The following is a 17,591-nucleotide window of genomic DNA, read 5'->3' on the forward strand; positions in this document are numbered from 1 at the left end:
TCAGGCATGTACCAGGCGGTCGGATCAGCATCATCGCACCTCATCTCAATACGATACGGTACACAACCGCATTGGAATTGGCGTGGAGGGGAAACTGAACACCGTATATCGCGAAACCTGAACATCGCTCAACAGAAATCTAAACATCGTTTCTAATGACACTTCTGATTGACTGAGTTGCAGTTTTTTGGCTCCATCTTCTCGCGTCGGGGGGCCAGGCATGCCGCTCCGACAGCCGGCGGGCAAGCCGGCCAACCAGGAGGGGATAAGTTGAGCCAGAGGAAGGAAATGGAGAGGGCTGCGCGTCGCAGCCGGGCCGGGCGGACGCCGGGCCTGCTGGTCCGACGCCTTGCACTCGGTGCCGGGCTTGCCCTGGCTGCCGGAACCGCCGCACAGATCGGCCCGGCCCAGGCTGCCGAGTGGACCTTCGGCGACGTCGTCATCACCAACCAGAACCAGGTGTCGGCCGCGATCCAGATGCGCACGGGCGCGCGCGACGACCGCTTTGTCTGCGGCTTCAACCGCTCGGGCACTCAGGTCGTCCCGGCCACGTCGGGCACCACCTGTTCCGAGGACAACGGCAACCTGAACTTCGACCAGGGCAGCATCATCTCGAACCCCGTGACCTATACGGGCGAGCTGAGTGCCATCTGGTCGCCGGGCGACAACCAGCGCTTTGGCGTCTATGTGCGCGGCCGCGCGTTCTATGACTGGGTGTTCGACGTCAACAACCTGGACACCAATGGCGGCTTCGGTCCCGAGGCGCCGGGCCGCGACCGGCTGCAGGCCGGCCGGCTGGACCCGCGCCAGCAGGACCGCGCGCGCTATGGCCTGGAGGCGCAGGACTACTACGCCCTGGCCAGCTTCGACGTCGCCGGCAACCCGTTCAACGTGCGAGTCGGCAACCAGATCCTGAACTGGGGCGAGGCGCTGGTCACCCAGAACGCCATCTCCATCATCAACCCGCTGGACCTGCAGAAGCTGCGCGTCCCCGGCTCCGAGGTGCGCGACGCGCTGGTCCCGATCAAGATGATCTGGGCGTCGTACGAGCTTGTCCCCGGCCTGTCGGTCGAGGGCTTCTATGCCTGGGACTTCGAGGGCCTGCGGCTGGAGCCGGGCGGCACCTTCTTCTCGGGCGCCGAGCAGTTCGCCAACGGCTCGGAGGGCATCCAGGGTGCGGCCTTCCAGGGCGAGGCGTTCTGCGGCACCGGCTCCGCCACGTCGAACCCCTATACCGGCGGGCGCGGCGTCATCAATGCCGGCTGTGGCCTGCCCACGGTGCGCCAGACCTTCGAGCGGCGCGACCAGGACCGCGGCGACTTCGGCTTTGCCGCGCGCTACTTCTCGGAAGAACTGAACAATACCGAGTTCGGCTTCTATTTCGTGAACTACCAGAGCCGCTTCATCTCGTACAAGTATGCGGCGCCCGGTGCTGACAAGTTCTTGCCGATCACTGTCGGCGGCGTCCTGAACGCCGACAATGTCCTGCAGAACATCGCCAACAGCGAGACCTACCTGTACTATCCGGACGACCAGCGGATGTACGGCATCAGCTTCAATTCGTCGATCGACGACCTGGGCCTGGCGCTGAACGGCGAGTTCTCGTACAAGCAGAACCTGCCGGCCCTGATCGACAACACCACGGTGTTCATCAACCTGTTCAACGCCATCGGCGGGTCCGACCTGGCGCTGGGCGGGCAGGTCCCGACCCAGTACGAGGGACCGGGCGGCATCCGCACCGGCAACGGCTTCACGCCGATCTGCCGCACGCTGGGGCCGACGGGCTGCGCCGGCTACACGATGAACAACGACATCCGCGTCGACGCGATGAACTTCAACCTGCGCGGCACGCGCTCGTTCGGCCAGTCGCACTTCCTGACCAGCATCATCAGCGCGGAATCGCTGTCGGTGGTGGTCGAGGGCGCGGCGATCCACGCGTGGATCCCGGACCAGGGCGTGCTGACGCTGAACGTGCCCAACAGCGCCGGCCTGCCGGGCGGCTCCGGCGCACTCGCCTACCTGGAGCCGGAGACGGTGTCGCCCTGGTCGTTCGGCTATACCGCGATCGTCAGCGCCGCCTACCCGAGCGCCTTCGGCACGTCCATCAACCTGACGCCGGGCTTTGCCTTCAGCCACGCGGTGCACGGCATCACGCCGATCTCCGGCGGCTTCATCGAGGGCCAGAAGTCGATCAACATGTCCCTGCGCGCCGACTACCTGGTCTCGCTCTCGGCCACGCTGAACTTCTTCAAGAGCTGGGGCGCCGGGCACCACAACAGCCAGTCCGACAAGGATTTCGTCGGCCTGACCGTGTCCTACGCGTTCTGAGGCATGAGGGGCGGCCGCCGGTCGGACGATCCGTCGGACCGCGGCCGCCCTGTCCAACCCACCTGTCCTGCCTGGGCCTAGCCAGCCCGGGCCGCCCGCCACCGGCGCGGCGGAGCCCAGGACAGGTCGGAAGGGTGTCGCGGCGCTCCTGGCCGAGGCACCCGATCACCGGGCACTTGCGGGTCCGACCCCGCGCCCGGTCGTTCAGACCAACTTGGGGCGGCCGGATTGCCGTCTTGCCGCCCCGCTTTTTCCGGCAAGGATGGCGCCCAATGCCAGCCCGCGCAAGCCGGAGGCAATCGCACAAAGTTGAAACGGATTCAAAACTCGTGGACAAAATTGAGAATCCGTCACCAAGGGGCCATAGTGCGGGGAAGAATCGGGGGGGACCTGCGGACACAGGCCCCGTCCGGCGTTCCTGTCCCTTCCAGTTTGGCTCTGTTCGGGCCAAGGCCGCGACACGCACTTGCGAAACACCACACGATCAAGAACGGGTGCTCAGCCGCTGGGACTGCGGGAATCCAAGAAGCTCGCGAAGCAGATCGCGATCTATGACGCGGCCATGACCCTGTTCGCCAGCCGGCCCTATGCGGAGGTCACGCTGGAGCAGATCTGCGAGCAGGCCGGGGTCAGCCGGGCGACGTTCTTCCGCTTGTTCGGCACCAAGGCCGGCCTGATCGAGGAGTTCAATCGCCGCAGCGCGCAGCGCATCCAGGAAAAGGTGCGCGAGGCCAAGGTGACGGGGGTCAAGGCCCTGGCCATCACCGCCAACGTGATCGCCGAGCACTGGACCGACAATGCCGACGTCATGAAGGAAATGTCGCGCGAGTACATGCACCACCTGGAGCAGCTCTACGACATGGGCGGGCCCAAGATCGAGGCGACACGCAGCGGCGGCCAGGTCCTGGCCGAGCTTGCCATCCGCTACATCCTGGAGGGCCAGGCCAAGGGCGAGATCGGGCGCCACCTGGATCCGATCTTCGTCGGCATCGGCTTCATGAACAGCCTGGGCACGACCTTCCAGTTCTGGATGGCCCAAGGCAATGGCGACCTGACCGACCTGCGCAGCAAGGTCGAGCAGATCACCGGCATCTTCGTCGCCGGCATGATGGCCAAGGGCACCGTCAAGGCCTGAGCGCCCCTTCGGGAACGGAATTGCGGGGACGGCGTGGGTGCCGCGAGGCCGCGCTGCGCTCCGCACCTCCGCATGACTCCGTTGTTTTCCTTATGCTTTCCCAGCATTCGCCGTCCTGAGGAGGCCCGAAGGGCCGTCCCGAAACGCGCACCACGCTGCCGCCGCCTCGCTTCCAGACGGGCCCCGAGCGCCCAGCCCCTCCCGGTCGCCTGCCACCCACTAGGCAATTCTTGCCGACGTTAACCCTGCGTTCATGTCGACCCGGCAAAAGTTGCCGTGTCCGGCAGGTAGCCGATCGCAGGGACAGGTCCGATGGAAGCAGTCCAGCAATTCGTGAAGGGGCTCGGCGCCGTGCGCCTGCTCGCCATGGCGGGCATCGCGGCGGTGATGATCGGGTTCTTCATCTACGTCATCGCGCGGGTGACCGAGCCGCCGATGGCGCTGCTCTATGCCGGGCTGGACTCCGGGGATTCAGCCAAGATCCTGGCCGAACTCGACACGCTGAACGTGCCCTATCAGCTGAAGGCGGACGGCACCACGATCATGGTGCCGGAAGACCAGGCGCTGCGCCTGCGCATGCAGATGGCCGGCAATGGCCTGCCCAGCGGCGGCTCGATGGGCAACGAGATCATCGACCGCATGGACGGCTTCCAGGGCACGGAGGTGCAGCGCGCCAACATGCTGCGCGCCCTGGAGGGCGAGCTGGCGCGCACCATCCGCTCGCTGGACCGCATCGCCGCCGCCCGCGTCCATATCGTCCTGCCGACGCGCGAGCTGTTCAGCCAGGAGCGGCGGGAATCGACGGCGTCGATCATGCTGCGCACGACGGGCGTCCTGAACGAGGACCAGATCCAGGCGATCAGCCACATCGTGGCGATGGCCGTGCCGGGCCTGGACCCGCGCCGCATCTCGATCGCCGACCAGCGCGGCATCGTCAAGCCGCCGGGCCAGGAGGGCGAGAACGACGTGGCCGGGGCCAATGCCATGCAGCAGACCCAGGCCTATGAGGACCGCCTGCGCCAGCAGATCGTGGAGATGCTGTCGCGCTCGCTGGGGCCGGACCGGGTCCGCGCCGAGGTCACGGCCGAACTGAACTTCGACAAGGTGACCGAGACCCAGGACAAGTTCGATCCCGACAGCCAGGTCGCCCGTTCGGTCCAGGAGCGCAGCGAGCAGTCCAACTCGACCGACAGCCGCAACAACCAGGTGACGGCCGGCAACAACGTGCCCAACGCCCAGGCCAACCAGGCCCCGGGCACCACGTCCAACTCCACCAGCCAGACCAGCGACACCGTCACCAATTACGAGATCTCGCGCACCACGCTGACCCAGGTGAAGGAAGTCGGCGGGGTGAAGCGCCTGTCGGTCGCGGTGATGGTCGACGGTACCTATACGACGCAGGAGGACGGCTCCCGCACCTATGCCCCGCGCAGCCAGGAGGAACTGGACCGGATCGCGACCCTGGTGAAGACGGCGGTCGGCTTCCTGGAGGATCGCGGCGACACGGTCGAGATCGTCAACATGGCCTTTGACACGCCGGCGGAGGAACTGCTGGTCGACGACGGCACCTTCCTGGGCCTGGAAAAGGCGGACCTGTTCAAGATCGGCGAGACGCTGACGCTGGCGGTGCTGGGCCTGCTCATCATCCTGCTGGTCCTGCGGCCGATGGTGAACCGCCTGATCAACCCGCCGGCGCCGGCCGCGGCCATGGCCGCGGCGGGGATGGGCCCCGACGGCCAGAAGGCGCTGGCCGGGCCCGACGGCGCCCCCCTGGCGCTGCCCAACGGCACGCCCGGCGTGCCCGACCTGGCCAACCCGATCAGCGAGATCGAGGCGATGATCAACATGGCGAACGTCGAGGGCCAGGTGAAGGCCTCGTCCCTCAAGAAGATCGGTGAGATCGTGCAGAAGCACCCAGAGGAAGCGATCGCCATCATGCGCAACTGGATGTACCGGGAGGCCTGAGCCATGCCAGCCGCTGCCAAGGACGATCTCCGTTCGCTGACCGGCCCCGAGAAGGCCGCCTGCATGATGCTGGCCCTGGGCGAGGAGCACGGGGCCACGCTGTGGAAGATGTTCGACGATGACGAGATCAAGGAGATCAGCCAGGCGATGGCCAATCTGGGCCGCGTCTCGTCCGGCCTGATCGAGAAGCTGATCGTCGAGTTCGCGACCCAGCTCAACTCGCAAGGGTCGGTCGTCGGCAGCTTCGAATCGACCGAGCGCCTGCTGAGCCGCAGCCTGCCCAAGGATCGCGTCTCCCAGATCATGGACGAGATCCGCGGCCCCGCCGGCCGCACCATGTGGGACAAGCTGGGCAACGTGAACGAGATGGTGCTGGCCACCTATCTCAAGAACGAATATCCGCAGACGGTCGCGGTCGTGCTGTCCAAGATCAAGCCGGAGCACGCGGCGCGGGTGCTCGCCTCGCTGCCCGAGGACTTCGCGCTCGAGGTCGTGAACCGCATGCTGAAGATGGAAGCCGTCCAGAAGGACATCCTGGACAAGGTCGAGCAGACCCTGCGCGTGGAGTTCATGAGCAACCTGGCGCGCACCACGCGGCGCGACAGCCACGAGATGATCGCCGAGATCTTCAACAACCTGGACCGCCAGACGGAGAGCCGCTTCATCACCTCGCTCGAGGAGCGCAACCGCGAATCGGCCGAGAAGATCAAGGCGCTGATGTTCACGTTCGAGGACCTGTCCAAGCTCGACCCCGGCGGCATCCAGACGCTGCTGCGGGCGATCGAGAAGGACAAGCTGGGCCTGGCCCTGAAGGGCGCGTCCGACACGCTGCGCGACCTGTTCTTCTCGAACATGTCCGAGCGCGCCGCCAACATCCTGCGCGAGGACATGGAGGCGATGGGCCCGGTGCGCCTGCGCGACGTGGACGAGGCGCAGATGATGATGGTCCAGATCGCCAAGGACCTGGCGGCCAAGGGCGAGATCCTGCTGGCCGACGCCAAGGCCGGCGACGAGCTGGTCTATTGAGTTGCGCGGCGGAGCGGCGGCCATGAGCAAGGCCCAGAAGTTCACCTTCAACCAGGACTTCGACGAGCCCGTCCAGGCCCGTCCGCAGCCGGTCGAGACCCTGCCCGAGCCGGAGCCGGAGCCGGTCCTGGCCCCGATCTTCAGCGAGGACGAGCTGAACGCCGCCCGGGCCGCGGCCTATGCCGATGGCGAGCGGGCGGGCGAGACGCGGGCCCAGCAGTCGGTGGAGGCGACGATCGCCGGCAGCCTGGACCTGATCGCCGACCAGGTGCACCAGCTGCTGGACTGGCGCGTGGCGCTGGAGCGCCAGGTGACGGCCGACGCGGCGCAGCTGGCCCTGGCGATCGCGACCAAGCTGGCCGGTACGCTGATCGCGCGCGCGCCCCTGGTGGAGGTCGAGACGCTGGTGACCGAGTGCCTGGCCGACCTGGCGGAGGAACCGCGCGTCGTGGTCCGCCTGGACGAGGCGCTGGCCCCGCAGCTGGCGGCGCGCCTGGACGCGCTGGCGGCGCAGACCGGCTATCCAGGCAAGATCGTCGTCCTGGGCGACGAGCGCCTGAAGGGTGCCGACGCGCGGGTGGAATGGGCCCATGGTGGCGCTGAACGCAGTGCCGCCCAGGTGATTGAAGCGGTGAATGGGGTCGTCGGCCGTCTGGTCGCGGCTGTCGAGAGCTGAAGGAACGGCCGATGGCGGGTGAGAACGACGACGTCAACTGGAACGACCTGTCCGGCCAGGGCGGCGCAGGCGCCGAGGCCGACGACGGCGACGTGACGCGGACGGCAACGGACCTGGAGGCGGTGTTCGACATCCCGGTCAGCGTCTCGGCCGTGCTGGGCAAGTCGCGCATGCAGGTCAGCCAGCTGCTGCGCCTGGGTCGCGGCGCCGTGGTCGAGCTGGACCGCAAGGTGGGCGAGGCCATCGACATCTATGTCAACAACCGCCTGATCGCGCGTGGCGAGGTGGTGGTGGTCGAGGAGCGCCTGGGCGTCACCATGACCGAGATCATCAAGGGCGACCGGCGGTGAGCGAACGGCTCTACGCCCGCACCGTCGGCCGGCCGCGCCCGGCCGGTCCCGGCGCCATGCCCGACCTGGCGACGCTGGCCGGCCTGTTCGGCGGCCTGGTCCTGATCGGCATCGCGGTGGCGCTGGGCGGCTCGCCCGCGGCGTTCCTGGACCTGCCTTCGGCCCTGATCGTGCTGGGCGGCACGCTGGCGGTGACGACGATCTCGTTCTCCCTCGGCGACATGCGCCAGGCACTGCGCAGCGTGGGCGGCGCCATTTCCGGCGGCCGGCCCGACGTGCAGGGCCTGGGCCTGCGCCTGCTGAAGCTGGCGGAACAGGCGCGCAAGGACGGCACGCTGACGCTGCAGCCGGTGATCCGGCAGGTGTCCGACCCGTTCCTGGCCCGCGCCCTGGGCCTGCTGGTCGACAACACGCAGGATGTGGAGATCGAGCGCACGCTGCGGCTGGAGGTCGGCGGTGCCGCCCAGCGGCGCGCCCGCTCCATCGCCGTGCTGCGCCGCGCGGCCGAGGTGTCGCCCGCCATGGGCCTGATCGGAACGCTGGTCGGCCTGGTCCAGATGCTGGGCCGGCTGGAGGATCCGGCGGTGATCGGCCCGGCCATGGCGATCGCCCTGCTGACCACGTTCTATGGCGCGGTCTTGTCGACGATGGTGGCCTCGCCCCTGGCCGGCAAGCTGGAGCGCAACGGCGTCGAGGACACGCTGGCCGCCCAGATGGTCACGATCGCCGCCCTGTCCATGGCCCGGCAGGAGAATCCGCGCCGGCTTGAAATGTCGCTTAACGCCCTGCTGCCGCCCGACCGGCGGCTGCGCTACTTCAACTGACCCAGAGAGGAGACGGAGAATGCGGCTCCTGATCGTTGGCAGCCTCAGCGGACAGCTGGGCACCGCCTCCAAGATGGCCATGTCCCGGGGCGCCAAGGTCGCCCAGGTGGATTCGATCGACGCGGCCCTGGCGGCGCTCCGCTCCGGACGCGGCGCCGACCTGCTGATGGTCGACGTGGTGCACGACATCGGCACCCTGATCAAGGCGCTGGAGGCGGAGCACATCCACCTGCCGGTCGTCGCCTGCGGGATCGGCAACGACGCCCGCGCGGCGGTGCAGGCGATCCGGGCAGGCGCCAAGGAATTCATCCCCCTGCCCCCGGATGCCGACCTGATCGCCGCCGTCCTGCAGGCGGTGACGGAGGAGCACCAGGGGCCGATCTGGCGCGATCCCGCCATGGGCGACGTGATCAAGCTGGCCGACCAGGTGGCGCCCAGCGAGGCGTCGATCCTGATCACCGGGGAAAGCGGCACGGGTAAGGAAGTCCTGGCCCGCTACGTCCATTCCAAGAGCCGGCGCGCGAACGAGATCTTCGTTTCGGTCAACTGCGCGGCGATCCCTGAGAACCTGCTGGAATCCGAGCTGTTCGGCCACGAGAAGGGCGCCTTCACCGGCGCCGTCGCGCGGCGGGTGGGCAAGTTCGAGGAAGCCCATGGCGGCACGCTGCTGCTGGACGAAATCTCGGAAATGGACGTGCGCCTGCAGGCCAAGCTGCTGCGCGCGATCCAGGAGCGGGAGATCGACCGCGTCGGCGGCTCCAAGCCGGTCAAGGTCGACATCCGCGTGATCGCCACGTCGAACCGCGATCTCCAGGCCGAGGTCGCCAAGGGCACGTTCCGCGAGGATCTGTTCTTTCGCCTGAACGTGGTGAACCTGAAGCTGCCGCCGCTGCGCAAGCGGCCGGCCGACATCATGGTCCTGTCCGAGCACTTCGCCCACAAGTACGCCGAGCTGAACGGGGTGGCCGAGCGGCCGATCTCGGAGGAGGGCCGGCGCGCCCTGCTGGCCTACCAGTGGAAGGGCAATGTGCGCGAGCTGGAGAACACCATGCACCGCGCCGTGCTGCTGGCCACGGGGGCCGAGATCGGTCCGGACGCCATCCTGCTGCCCGACGGCACCCGGCCGGAGACCGAGAGCCGGCCCGCGGCCCAGGCGACGCCGCCGCTGGGCAGCGGTTCCGTCGCCGGCGCGGCCAGCGCCGTGATCAGCGCCGCGGGGTCGACCCGCACGCTGGTCGGGCGCACGGTCGCCGATGTCGAGCGCGACCTGATCATCGATACGCTGAGCCATTGCCTGGGCAACCGCACGCATGCCGCGAACATCCTGGGCATATCCATCCGGACTTTGCGCAACAAGCTGAAGCAGTATGGTGACGAGGGCATGCAGATCCCGATGCCCGCGGGCGGGATGCCGGCGTACTGACGGCCATCCGGCCTGACGCCGCCCCGCCGACAAGAAGGGACAAGCGATGAGCGAGGTGCAGAACGCAGCCCCGCGCGGACCGGGCCCCGACCTGCTGGGGGCGGCGCGCCGCCTGCTGGGGCAGAACGACATCCTGCTGGCGGCGGGGGTGGTCGGGATCCTGACGGTCCTGATCTTTCCCCTGCCTGCGCTGCTGCTCGACCTGTTCCTGGCACTGTCGATCACGCTGTCGGTCCTGATCCTGATGACGTCGCTGTTTGTCCAGAAGCCCCTGGATTTCAGCGCGTTTCCCACCGTGCTGCTGATCTCGACCATGTTGCGGCTGGCGCTGAACCTGGCGTCGACGCGCCTGATCCTGGAATCAGGACACGAGGGCACGCATTCCGCCGGGGCCGTGATCGGCGCCTTTGGCGGCCTGATCATGGGCGGCAACTACGTCATCGGCCTGATCGTGTTCGCGATCCTGGTCATCGTGAACTTTGTCGTCATCACCAAGGGCTCGGGCCGCATCGCCGAAGTTGCCGCGCGCTTCAGCCTGGACGCCATGCCGGGCAAGCAGATGGCGATCGACGCCGACCTGTCGGCCGGCCTGATCGACGAGAAGGTGGCCAAGGAGCGGCGCGCCGAGCTGGAGGGCGAGAGCACCTTCTTCGGCTCGATGGACGGTGCCGCCAAGTTCGTGCGCGGCGACGCCATTGCCGGCCTGCTGATCACCGCGATCAACCTGATCGGCGGCATGATCATCGGCGTGGCCCAGCAGGGCATGAGCTTCACCGACGCCGCCCAGACCTATACCGTCCTGTCGGTGGGCGACGGCCTGGTCTCGCAATTCCCGGCCCTGATCGTCTCCACCGCCGCCGGCCTGATGGTCACCAAGACCGGCGTCGAAGGCTCGGCCGACAAGGCGGTGTTCGGCCAGCTGGGCGGCAATGCCAAGACGCTGGGCATGAGCTCGGCCCTGATGGTGGGCCTGTCGCTGTTGCCGGGCATTCCCATGCTGCCCTTCCTGACGATGGGCGCGCTGTGCGGCTTTGCCGCCTGGCGCATGGACCAGAACACCAAGGCGGCCCTGCGCGAGGCGGAGCTTGCCGAGGCCGAAACGCCGCCCCCGCCGGTGGCGGAGGAGCCGATCAGCCAGACGCTGGCGCTCGACAGCCTGCGCCTGGAACTGGGCTATGGCCTGATCACGCTGATCAACGACACGTCCGGCTATCGCCTGACCGACCAGATCCGCGCGCTGCGCCGGCAGCTGGCGTCGGAGATGGGCTTCGTCATGCCGTCGGTCCGCATCCTGGACAACATGCAGTTGGGGCCGAACACCTATTCCATCCGCATCAAGGAGGTGGAGGCCGGCACGGGCGAGCTGCAGCCAGGCAAGCTGCTGGTCATGGACCCGCGCGGCCAGGCCGTCACGCTGCCCGGCGAGAGCACGACGGAGCCGACCTTCGGCCTGCCCGCCACGTGGATCGAGCCGACCTATCGCGAGGAGGCAAGTTTCCGCGGCTATACCGTCGTCGACCCGGCGACCGTCATCACCACACACCTGACGGAAGTCCTGAAGGACAACATGGCCGACCTGCTCTCGTACACCGAGACGCAGAAGCTCCTGGACGACCTGCCCAAGGTGAACCAGAAGCTGATCGGCGACCTGATCCCGGGCCGCGTCTCGATCACGGCGGTCCAGCGCATCCTGCAGAACCTGCTGGCCGAGCGCGTGTCGATCCGCGACCTGCCCCAGATCCTGGAAGCGATCGCGGAAGCCACCGGCTATACCCAGAACGTCATGCACATCACCGAGCATGTCCGCGCCCGGCTGGCGCGCCAGATCAGCCACGCCCAGACCGGCCCCGGCGGCTATATCCCGCTCATCACCCTGTCGCCCGAATGGGAGCAGGCCTTTGCCGAGTCGCTGGTCGGTGCCGGCGAGGAGAAGCAGCTGGCCATGAGCCCCAGCCGCCTGCACGAGTTCATCCAGGCGGTGCGCATGAACTACGAGCGGGCGGCGATGGACGGCGAGTCGCCGGCCCTGCTGACCGGGCCCGGCATTCGCCCCTATGTCCGCTCGATCGTGGAGCGCTTCCGCCCTTCAACCACGGTCATGTCGCAGAACGAGATCCACCCCAAGGCCCGCATCCGCACGCTGGGGCAGATCTGATGGGAATGGATCTGGTGCCACGCACGTCTTCCCCCCTCGCGGGGGAAGGTTGGGATGGGGGGGCAGTGCCGCCGGAGCCGGCAGCCGTCGTCCGGGCGGCACCGCCCCCCCACCCTAGCCCTCCCCCGCGAGGGGGGAGGGGATCCTTGGCCACGGCAGGCACGCCATGCGCCTGAGGACGTTCACCGCGGCGACGATGGCCGAGGCGATGGCGCAGGTGCGCGACGCCCTGGGCGACGATGCCATCATCGTAGCGACCAAGCGCGGCGACCGCGGGCGCGGCGTCACCATCACCGCCGCCGCCGAGCAGCCGGGCGAGCCGGCGATCGAGCCAGCGCCGATGGAAGCGCAGCTGGAGGCCAACCTGCTGGCCCGCCTGGCCGCCGGCATGGAGACGGTGGACCGCGACCCGATCACCACGGCACCGGCGGCCCAGCCGGGCGAACGGCGCGGCCTGGCGGCGGAGGAACGGCGCGAGGACCTGGCCCGGGTCCTGTCCTTTCACCGCCCGCCCGACGCAGTGGCGACGGTCCTGGGCCGCGCGGCGCAGGCGCTGAGCGGCGCCAGCCTGGCGGACGCGCTGGCCCAGGCGCTGGAGACGACGTTCCGCTTCGCCCCCCTGCCCGACCAGCCGCAGCGCTCGCTCCTGCTGGTCGGGCCGCCCGGCGCCGGCAAGTCGGTGACGGCGGCCAAGCTGGCGGCGCGAGCCACGCTGGCGGGGCGACCGTCGCGCCTGATCACGGCGGACACGCTGCGCGCGGGCGCGGTCCAGCAGATGGAGGTCTATGCCCGCGCGCTGGGCCAGACGCTGGGCCTGGCACCCTCGGCCGAGGCGCTGCACAAGATCCAGCGCGATGCCAGACGGGCAGCACCGGCCATCGTCGATACGCCGGGCACCAACCCCTACAACCCCGCCGAGCGCGACGCGCTGAAGCGCATGATCGCGGTCAGCGAGGCGGAGCCCGTGCTGGTCCTGGCGGCCGGCGGCGATGCGGCCGAGACGGCGGACCTGGCCCAGGTGTTCCGCAACCTGGGCTGCCGTCGCCTGATCGCGACGCGGGTCGACGCGGCGCGGCGGCTGGGCAGCATCCTGGCGGCGCTGGACGCCGGCGGCCTGGCGCTCAGCGACCTGGGCCAGACGCCCTATGTGGGCCAGGGCCTGACCCCCGCCGCATCCCCCATTCTTGCTCGCCTTCTGCTGCGACCGCTGGAGCGGACGGCGGAGTTCGACGACCTGGAACAGGCCCTGCCATGAGTGCGCCCCATGAGTTTTGATCGCGATGCCCGAATCCAGCCGCCGCGGCCCGCGCCGGCGGCGCCGCTGACCGCGGCGCGGCGGCTGATCACCGTGGCCTCGGGCAAGGGTGGCGTGGGCAAGACCTGGCTGGCGGTGACGCTGGCCCATGCCATGGCGCTGAAGGGCCAGCGCGTCCTGCTGTTCGATGGCGACCTGGGCCTGGCCAATGTCGACATCCAGCTGGGCCTGACGCCGCAGCACGACCTGGGCAGCGTCATCTCGGGCCGCATCGCCCTGGAACAGGCCGTCACCCGGGTCGAGGAGGGCGGCTTCGACGTGCTTGCCGGCAAGTCGGGTTCGGGCGCGCTGGCCGGCCTGGGCCGGGCCGAGGTCGCGCAGATCCGCGACGGCCTGGTGGGGGCGGCACAGCACTATGACCGCGTCATCATCGACCTGGGTGCTGGCATCGACCCCGCGATGGTCATGCTGGCGCACCATCCCGGCATCGTGCTGATCGTCACGACGGACGAGCCCACCTCGATCACCGATGCCTATGCCTTCATCAAGCTGGGCCTGGGGCGCAGTCCGCGCGCCGACATGCGCCTGGTCGTCAACATGGCGGCCAATCGCAACGAGGGCCTGCGCACCTATGAGACGCTGAAGAAGGCGTGCGAGGGCTTCCTGAAGTACACGCCCCCCCTGGCCGGAATCGTGCGGCGCGACGCCAAGGTGCGCGACGCGATCCGCAACCAGACTTCGCTCCTGACCCGCTCGCCAACCGCCGAGGCCGCCGACGATGTCGACGTCCTGGCGCGGTCGCTGGCCCTGCCCGGCTGAGGCGGAGTGCGGCCCCATGACCGGAGGGCGACGCCACCATGAGTGACGTGGGCGGCCTCAGCCCCCCGGTCCGGCCGACCGCGCCGGTCAGCGCCGCCCCCGCCATCGGGGCGGAGGCGCGCAACGCGGGCCAGTCGGTCGCCGATGGGCGCCTCGCACCGCGCCCGCCAGGCGCCCCGGCGCCGGCACCGGCCGAAGCTGCGGCGCCGCCGGCGACAGCGCGCCCCGCCGACAGTATCAGCCTGTCCCCCACCCTGGCCGGGCTGGCGCCGGGCGTGAAGATCGAGGCAACGGTCGCCGGCCGCGACGTCGTCGGCCGCACCATCCTGAAGGCGGAGGGGGCGACCTATGTCCTGGCCCCGCCCCTGCCGCGCAGCGCCCTGCCCACCGGCACCGCGGTGGTATTGGAAGTGCGCTCCGTCGGCAGCGCCACGGCGCAGGTCGTCCCCCTGCTGATCGGCGGCCGGCCGGCGGTCCCCTTGCCCCCGCTGGAAGTCAGCCTGGTCGCGCTGCCGGCGCGGCCGCCCCCGCGCCCTGCCGACCCCGCCACCGAACCGCCCGCGGACGAGACGGCGGCGCTGGAGGACGGCACGCCAGCGCCGCCGCGCCCACCCGCCACCGGATCCCCTGGACCGCAGGTCGCAGCCGCGCCGCCGCGTTCCCCGGGCGTGATGACCGCGCCGCAGCCCCAGGGGGGCGAGGTCCGCGTGGATGCCGTCCTGGGCGGCACGACCGGTGCGGGCGAGGAGCCCGCGCCCGTGGCCGAGGGCGACGGCGATGCGCCGGCCTTCACCCCGCGAAGCCCGGTCCTGGGAAGTGCCGATCCGGCAAGCCTTCCCACAGGACGGCCAACCCCGCCGCCGAGCGCGGGGGCGGAGCCGATGCCCGGGCAGCGCCCGGCCGCAGCGCCGCCTGACCGGCCCGTGCCGCCCCTGCCCGCCGGGGCCGCACCCCTGCCACCAGGAGGCGGGCCATCGGCCGCGATGCCGGCACCGACGACCTTTGGCGGCGCCACGGCGCAGCCGCTGACGGCCGGGAAGGCCGAGCTGATCCTGCCCGCCGCCGCGCCGCCGCCGCCGCGCGCCGCCCCGGTCCCCGTAGGTGGGCCAGAGGGGCGCATCCTGACCCCGCTGCAACTCTCGACGCCGATCCAGGACATGGCGGCGCAGCGGGTGACCAGCCTCTATCGCACCGTGGCGACGCCGATCGTGCCGGGCGGCGGAGCCGCGGCCGCCACACCTCCTCCCGCCGCTGCCCCACCGCCCCAGGCCGCGCGCCCGTCCTGGCCCGCAGGCTTCACCGCGGCGCAGGTCCTGCCGGTGGCGTCGCCCACGCTGTCGACCGGTGCGGCCGCCCCCGAGGGTGCGGCGATACCCGACGCTGCGCCGAACAGGACGACCGGCGTCGCCCAGCCGGCAGCGGGCGGACCACCACCAGCGGCCGCGCCCGCACCACCCCCTGCGCCAGCCCCCCAGGCCGGCCCGTCCCCCGTCGGCGCGCGCCCGGCTCCGGTCCAGCTGGCCGGCCCCGCGGCGCCCGTGCCTGGGTCAGGGCCTGGAGCCGGGCCTGGAGCCGGGCCCGCAATCGCGCCGGCGCCGGCGGCCGATCCCGGCACTGCGGTTCCGCGTGCCGCCGTGCTGGCGCCCGGCACGCCCATCGCCGTGCGCATCGTCGCCCCCGGGGAGGGCGCGGCACCTGCCCAGGCGGCGGCGCCGGTGCTTCCCGCGCCGGCCGGGGAGCCGGTGGCGGACACGTTCGTTCCCGGCGCCCTTGCAGCGCCGCCGCCGCAGCCCACGCGCTTTGCCCTGCCCTCGTTCAACCGGCCGGCAGGCCCGCCGCCGGCACAGCCCGGCCCACAGGCACCCCCTGGCCCACAGGCACAATCTGGTCCGCAGGCCCCCCTTGCCCCGCAGGCATCGGCCGCACCCGTCCCGTCAGCAGTCCCTGCAGCCGGCGCCCCGGCCCAGGCGGCTGTGGACCCGCCGGCGGCACCGCCCGCGCCGGTTGCTCCTGGCGCCACGCCGCGCGCAGTGGCGCCTGGACCCGTGGCGCCCAGCGCCGGCCTGGCGAACCAGCCCCCAGTCCCGCCATCGGCGGCGCCGGCGGCCCTTTCCCCGGCCAGTTCGCGCGAGGCGATCCAGCGGGGGGCCGCTCCGCCGCCGACACAGGGCACCGCGCCGGTTCCGACGCCAGGTCCCGCAGTGGCTTCCGCCGGATCCAACCCCGCCGCAGCCGCCGCTCCGCCCGTGCCGGGCGGTGGCGTGGCCGCCAACGTCACGCGGGTCACGGCCTGGGTCGTGGCGGTGACGCCGCCCGCAGCGGGCAGCGATGCACCACCCCAGGTCACGCTGCAGACGCCGCGCGGCACCCTCAGCGTGCCGATGGACCGGCCGCCGGCCCTGGGCACCACGCTGCTGCTGGACCTGGCCGAGCCCCAGGCCGCCGGGCTGCCGGCCGGGCCACCCGCGCCGACGCCCCGCCTGCCCGCCCTGCCCCCGCCGCCGACGCCCGCCGCCATCGACGCCGCCCCCGGCTGGCCCAGCCTGGGCGACCTGACGCAGGCCCTCGCCGCGGCCGACCCCGCCCTGGCGCGCCAGGTGGCCGATGGCGCCCTGCCCGGCCTGTCGCGCTCGCCCGCCGGCATGGCGGCCCTGCTGGTCGCAATCGCGCGCCAGGCGCCAGAGGCGCTGATCGGACGCGACGCCGTGGAGGCGCTGAAGACCGCGGGCCGCGGCGCCCTGGTGCGGCGCATCGGCGACGAACTGGCGCGCGCCGCACGGGCCGGGGCAGAGGGCGCCAGCACGGCGGAATGGCGCCCGATGGTCATGCCGTTCATGCACGGCGGCCTGGTGGAGCCGATCAGCCTGTTCATCCGCCGCCAGCCCAACGAGGGCGAGAGCGACGGCACCCGGCACGAGGCGGGCACCCGCTTCCTGGTCAACCTGAACCTGACGCGGCTGGGAACGCTGCAGCTGGATGGCGTCGCCCGGCCGCGTGCGCTGGACCTGGTGATCCGCAGTCCCGCGCCGCTGACCGGCGCGCTGCAGGCCGGCCTGGCGGAGCGGTTCAGCCAGATCCTGGGTGCGGTCGGCTTCACCGGCGCGCTCAGCTTCCAGACGGGCAGCCGCATCACGCTCGATGCGCGCGCCATCGCCTCGACCAGCAATGACCTTCGCATCTGAGGCCGGGCCGCGCCGCGCACGGCTGCGCACGTCGCCCAATCCGCGCGCCGGGATCGACTACCTGGTGCAGCACGGCGCGGTCGCCGGTGCGCTTCACCTCGACCTCACCTACGTGCCCGACGGCGCGGTGCTTCAGGCCGGCGCCTTTGCCGACTGGGCCGCGGCCGTGCTGGAGAAGGGTGGCCAGGAGAAGGGTGAACAGGCCGCGGGCGACCCGGGGCTGGAGGCGCTGGCGGCCGTGCTGCTGGACGACCTGGACGACGTGCTGCTGCCGCGCTACCTGGACCTGGCCGTGGCGCAAGGGGCGCATCGCGTGCGCTTCATCCTGCGCCAGCCGCGCTGGGACAATCCCGCCCTGCTGGCCCTGATCGGCTGCCCCTGATCGGCTGAGCGCTTGATCGCCGGCGGGAGCCGGGCGAGGCTGGCGCCATGACCGCCGGCCCCGCTGCATCG

General features: G+C 70.8%; 13 protein-coding genes. All 13 read left to right on the forward strand.

Annotated elements, in window-relative coordinates:
* Window positions 1-270 precede the first annotated feature (270 nt).
* The 13 genes from ACI6GS_RS21560 to ACI6GS_RS21620 all read left to right on the forward strand — a co-directional run bounded on the left by ACI6GS_RS21560 (window position 271) and on the right by ACI6GS_RS21620 (window position 17,520).
* Window positions 271-2,328, forward strand: a complete 2,058-nt coding sequence (locus tag ACI6GS_RS21560; RefSeq protein ID WP_439815534.1) for a DUF1302 domain-containing protein — start codon at window positions 271-273, stop codon at window positions 2,326-2,328.
* 466 nt (window positions 2,329-2,794) lie between these two features.
* Window positions 2,795-3,463 (forward strand): TetR/AcrR family transcriptional regulator, encoded by a 669-nt coding sequence (locus ACI6GS_RS21565; protein WP_439815535.1) that lies wholly within the window; start codon window positions 2,795-2,797, stop codon window positions 3,461-3,463.
* A gap of 312 nt (window positions 3,464-3,775) precedes the next feature.
* Complete coding sequence (gene fliF / locus ACI6GS_RS21570) at window positions 3,776-5,428, forward strand: flagellar basal-body MS-ring/collar protein FliF (RefSeq protein WP_439815536.1); 1,653 nt, start codon at window positions 3,776-3,778, stop codon at window positions 5,426-5,428.
* Between the two features lie 3 nt (window positions 5,429-5,431).
* Entirely contained in the window at window positions 5,432-6,454 is a 1,023-nt protein-coding gene (fliG, locus tag ACI6GS_RS21575) for a flagellar motor switch protein FliG (RefSeq protein WP_439815537.1), read from the forward strand.
* A gap of 22 nt (window positions 6,455-6,476) precedes the next feature.
* Window positions 6,477-7,130 carry a hypothetical protein gene (locus ACI6GS_RS21580; RefSeq protein ID WP_439815538.1) on the forward strand — a complete coding sequence of 218 codons (654 nt, stop codon included), beginning with the start codon at window positions 6,477-6,479 and terminating at the stop codon, window positions 7,128-7,130.
* 11 nt (window positions 7,131-7,141) lie between these two features.
* Window positions 7,142-7,480, forward strand: a complete 339-nt coding sequence (gene fliN, locus ACI6GS_RS21585) for a flagellar motor switch protein FliN (RefSeq protein WP_439815539.1) — start codon at window positions 7,142-7,144, stop codon at window positions 7,478-7,480.
* Window positions 7,477-8,304, forward strand: coding sequence for a motility protein A (locus ACI6GS_RS21590; RefSeq protein WP_439815540.1), 828 nt, complete (start codon window positions 7,477-7,479; stop codon window positions 8,302-8,304). Before fliN ends, ACI6GS_RS21590 begins: the two co-directional genes overlap by 4 nt.
* Before the next feature lie 19 nt (window positions 8,305-8,323).
* Complete coding sequence (gene flbD, locus ACI6GS_RS21595) at window positions 8,324-9,727, forward strand: sigma-54-dependent transcriptional regulator FlbD (protein ID WP_439815541.1); 1,404 nt, start codon at window positions 8,324-8,326, stop codon at window positions 9,725-9,727.
* A gap of 46 nt (window positions 9,728-9,773) precedes the next feature.
* Window positions 9,774-11,882 carry a flagellar biosynthesis protein FlhA gene (gene flhA, locus ACI6GS_RS21600; RefSeq protein ID WP_439815542.1) on the forward strand — a complete coding sequence of 703 codons (2,109 nt, stop codon included), beginning with the start codon at window positions 9,774-9,776 and terminating at the stop codon, window positions 11,880-11,882.
* A 166-nt stretch (window positions 11,883-12,048) separates the two neighbouring features.
* The gene (locus ACI6GS_RS21605) at window positions 12,049-13,137 is read left to right on the forward strand and encodes a GTP-binding protein (RefSeq protein ID WP_439815543.1); all 1,089 of its coding nucleotides are present in this window, start codon (window positions 12,049-12,051) and stop codon (window positions 13,135-13,137) included.
* Between the two features lie 9 nt (window positions 13,138-13,146).
* Window positions 13,147-13,956, forward strand: coding sequence for a MinD/ParA family protein (locus ACI6GS_RS21610; protein ID WP_439815544.1), 810 nt, complete (start codon window positions 13,147-13,149; stop codon window positions 13,954-13,956).
* 38 nt (window positions 13,957-13,994) lie between these two features.
* On the forward strand, window positions 13,995-17,138 hold the full coding sequence (locus ACI6GS_RS21615; RefSeq protein ID WP_439815545.1) for a hypothetical protein: 3,144 nt from the start codon (window positions 13,995-13,997) through the stop codon (window positions 17,136-17,138).
* Complete coding sequence (locus tag ACI6GS_RS21620) at window positions 17,122-17,520, forward strand: hypothetical protein (protein ID WP_439815546.1); 399 nt, start codon at window positions 17,122-17,124, stop codon at window positions 17,518-17,520. The genes ACI6GS_RS21615 and ACI6GS_RS21620 overlap by 17 nt, the downstream gene beginning before the upstream one ends.
* Window positions 17,521-17,591: the final 71 nt, after the last annotated feature.

Origin of the sequence: Zavarzinia sp. CC-PAN008 (assembly GCF_051903925.1) — a bacterium.
Classification (GTDB): domain Bacteria; phylum Pseudomonadota; class Alphaproteobacteria; order Zavarziniales; family Zavarziniaceae.

Excerpts from the sequence above, each read along its gene's own strand:
- fliF (WP_439815536.1), top strand. The coding sequence starts at position 3,776 with ATGGAAGCAGTCCAGCAATTCGTGAAGGGGCTCGGCGCCGTGCGCCTG.
- fliG (WP_439815537.1), top strand. The coding sequence starts at position 5,432 with ATGCCAGCCGCTGCCAAGGACGATCTCCGTTCGCTGACCGGCCCCGAG.
- ACI6GS_RS21580 (WP_439815538.1), top strand. The coding sequence starts at position 6,477 with ATGAGCAAGGCCCAGAAGTTCACCTTCAACCAGGACTTCGACGAGCCC.
- fliN (WP_439815539.1), top strand. The coding sequence starts at position 7,142 with ATGGCGGGTGAGAACGACGACGTCAACTGGAACGACCTGTCCGGCCAG.
- flbD (WP_439815541.1), top strand. The coding sequence starts at position 8,324 with ATGCGGCTCCTGATCGTTGGCAGCCTCAGCGGACAGCTGGGCACCGCC.
- flhA (WP_439815542.1), top strand. The coding sequence starts at position 9,774 with ATGAGCGAGGTGCAGAACGCAGCCCCGCGCGGACCGGGCCCCGACCTG.
- ACI6GS_RS21605 (WP_439815543.1), top strand. The coding sequence starts at position 12,049 with ATGCGCCTGAGGACGTTCACCGCGGCGACGATGGCCGAGGCGATGGCG.
- ACI6GS_RS21610 (WP_439815544.1), top strand. The coding sequence starts at position 13,147 with ATGAGTTTTGATCGCGATGCCCGAATCCAGCCGCCGCGGCCCGCGCCG.
- ACI6GS_RS21615 (WP_439815545.1), top strand. The coding sequence starts at position 13,995 with ATGAGTGACGTGGGCGGCCTCAGCCCCCCGGTCCGGCCGACCGCGCCG.
- ACI6GS_RS21620 (WP_439815546.1), top strand. The coding sequence starts at position 17,122 with ATGACCTTCGCATCTGAGGCCGGGCCGCGCCGCGCACGGCTGCGCACG.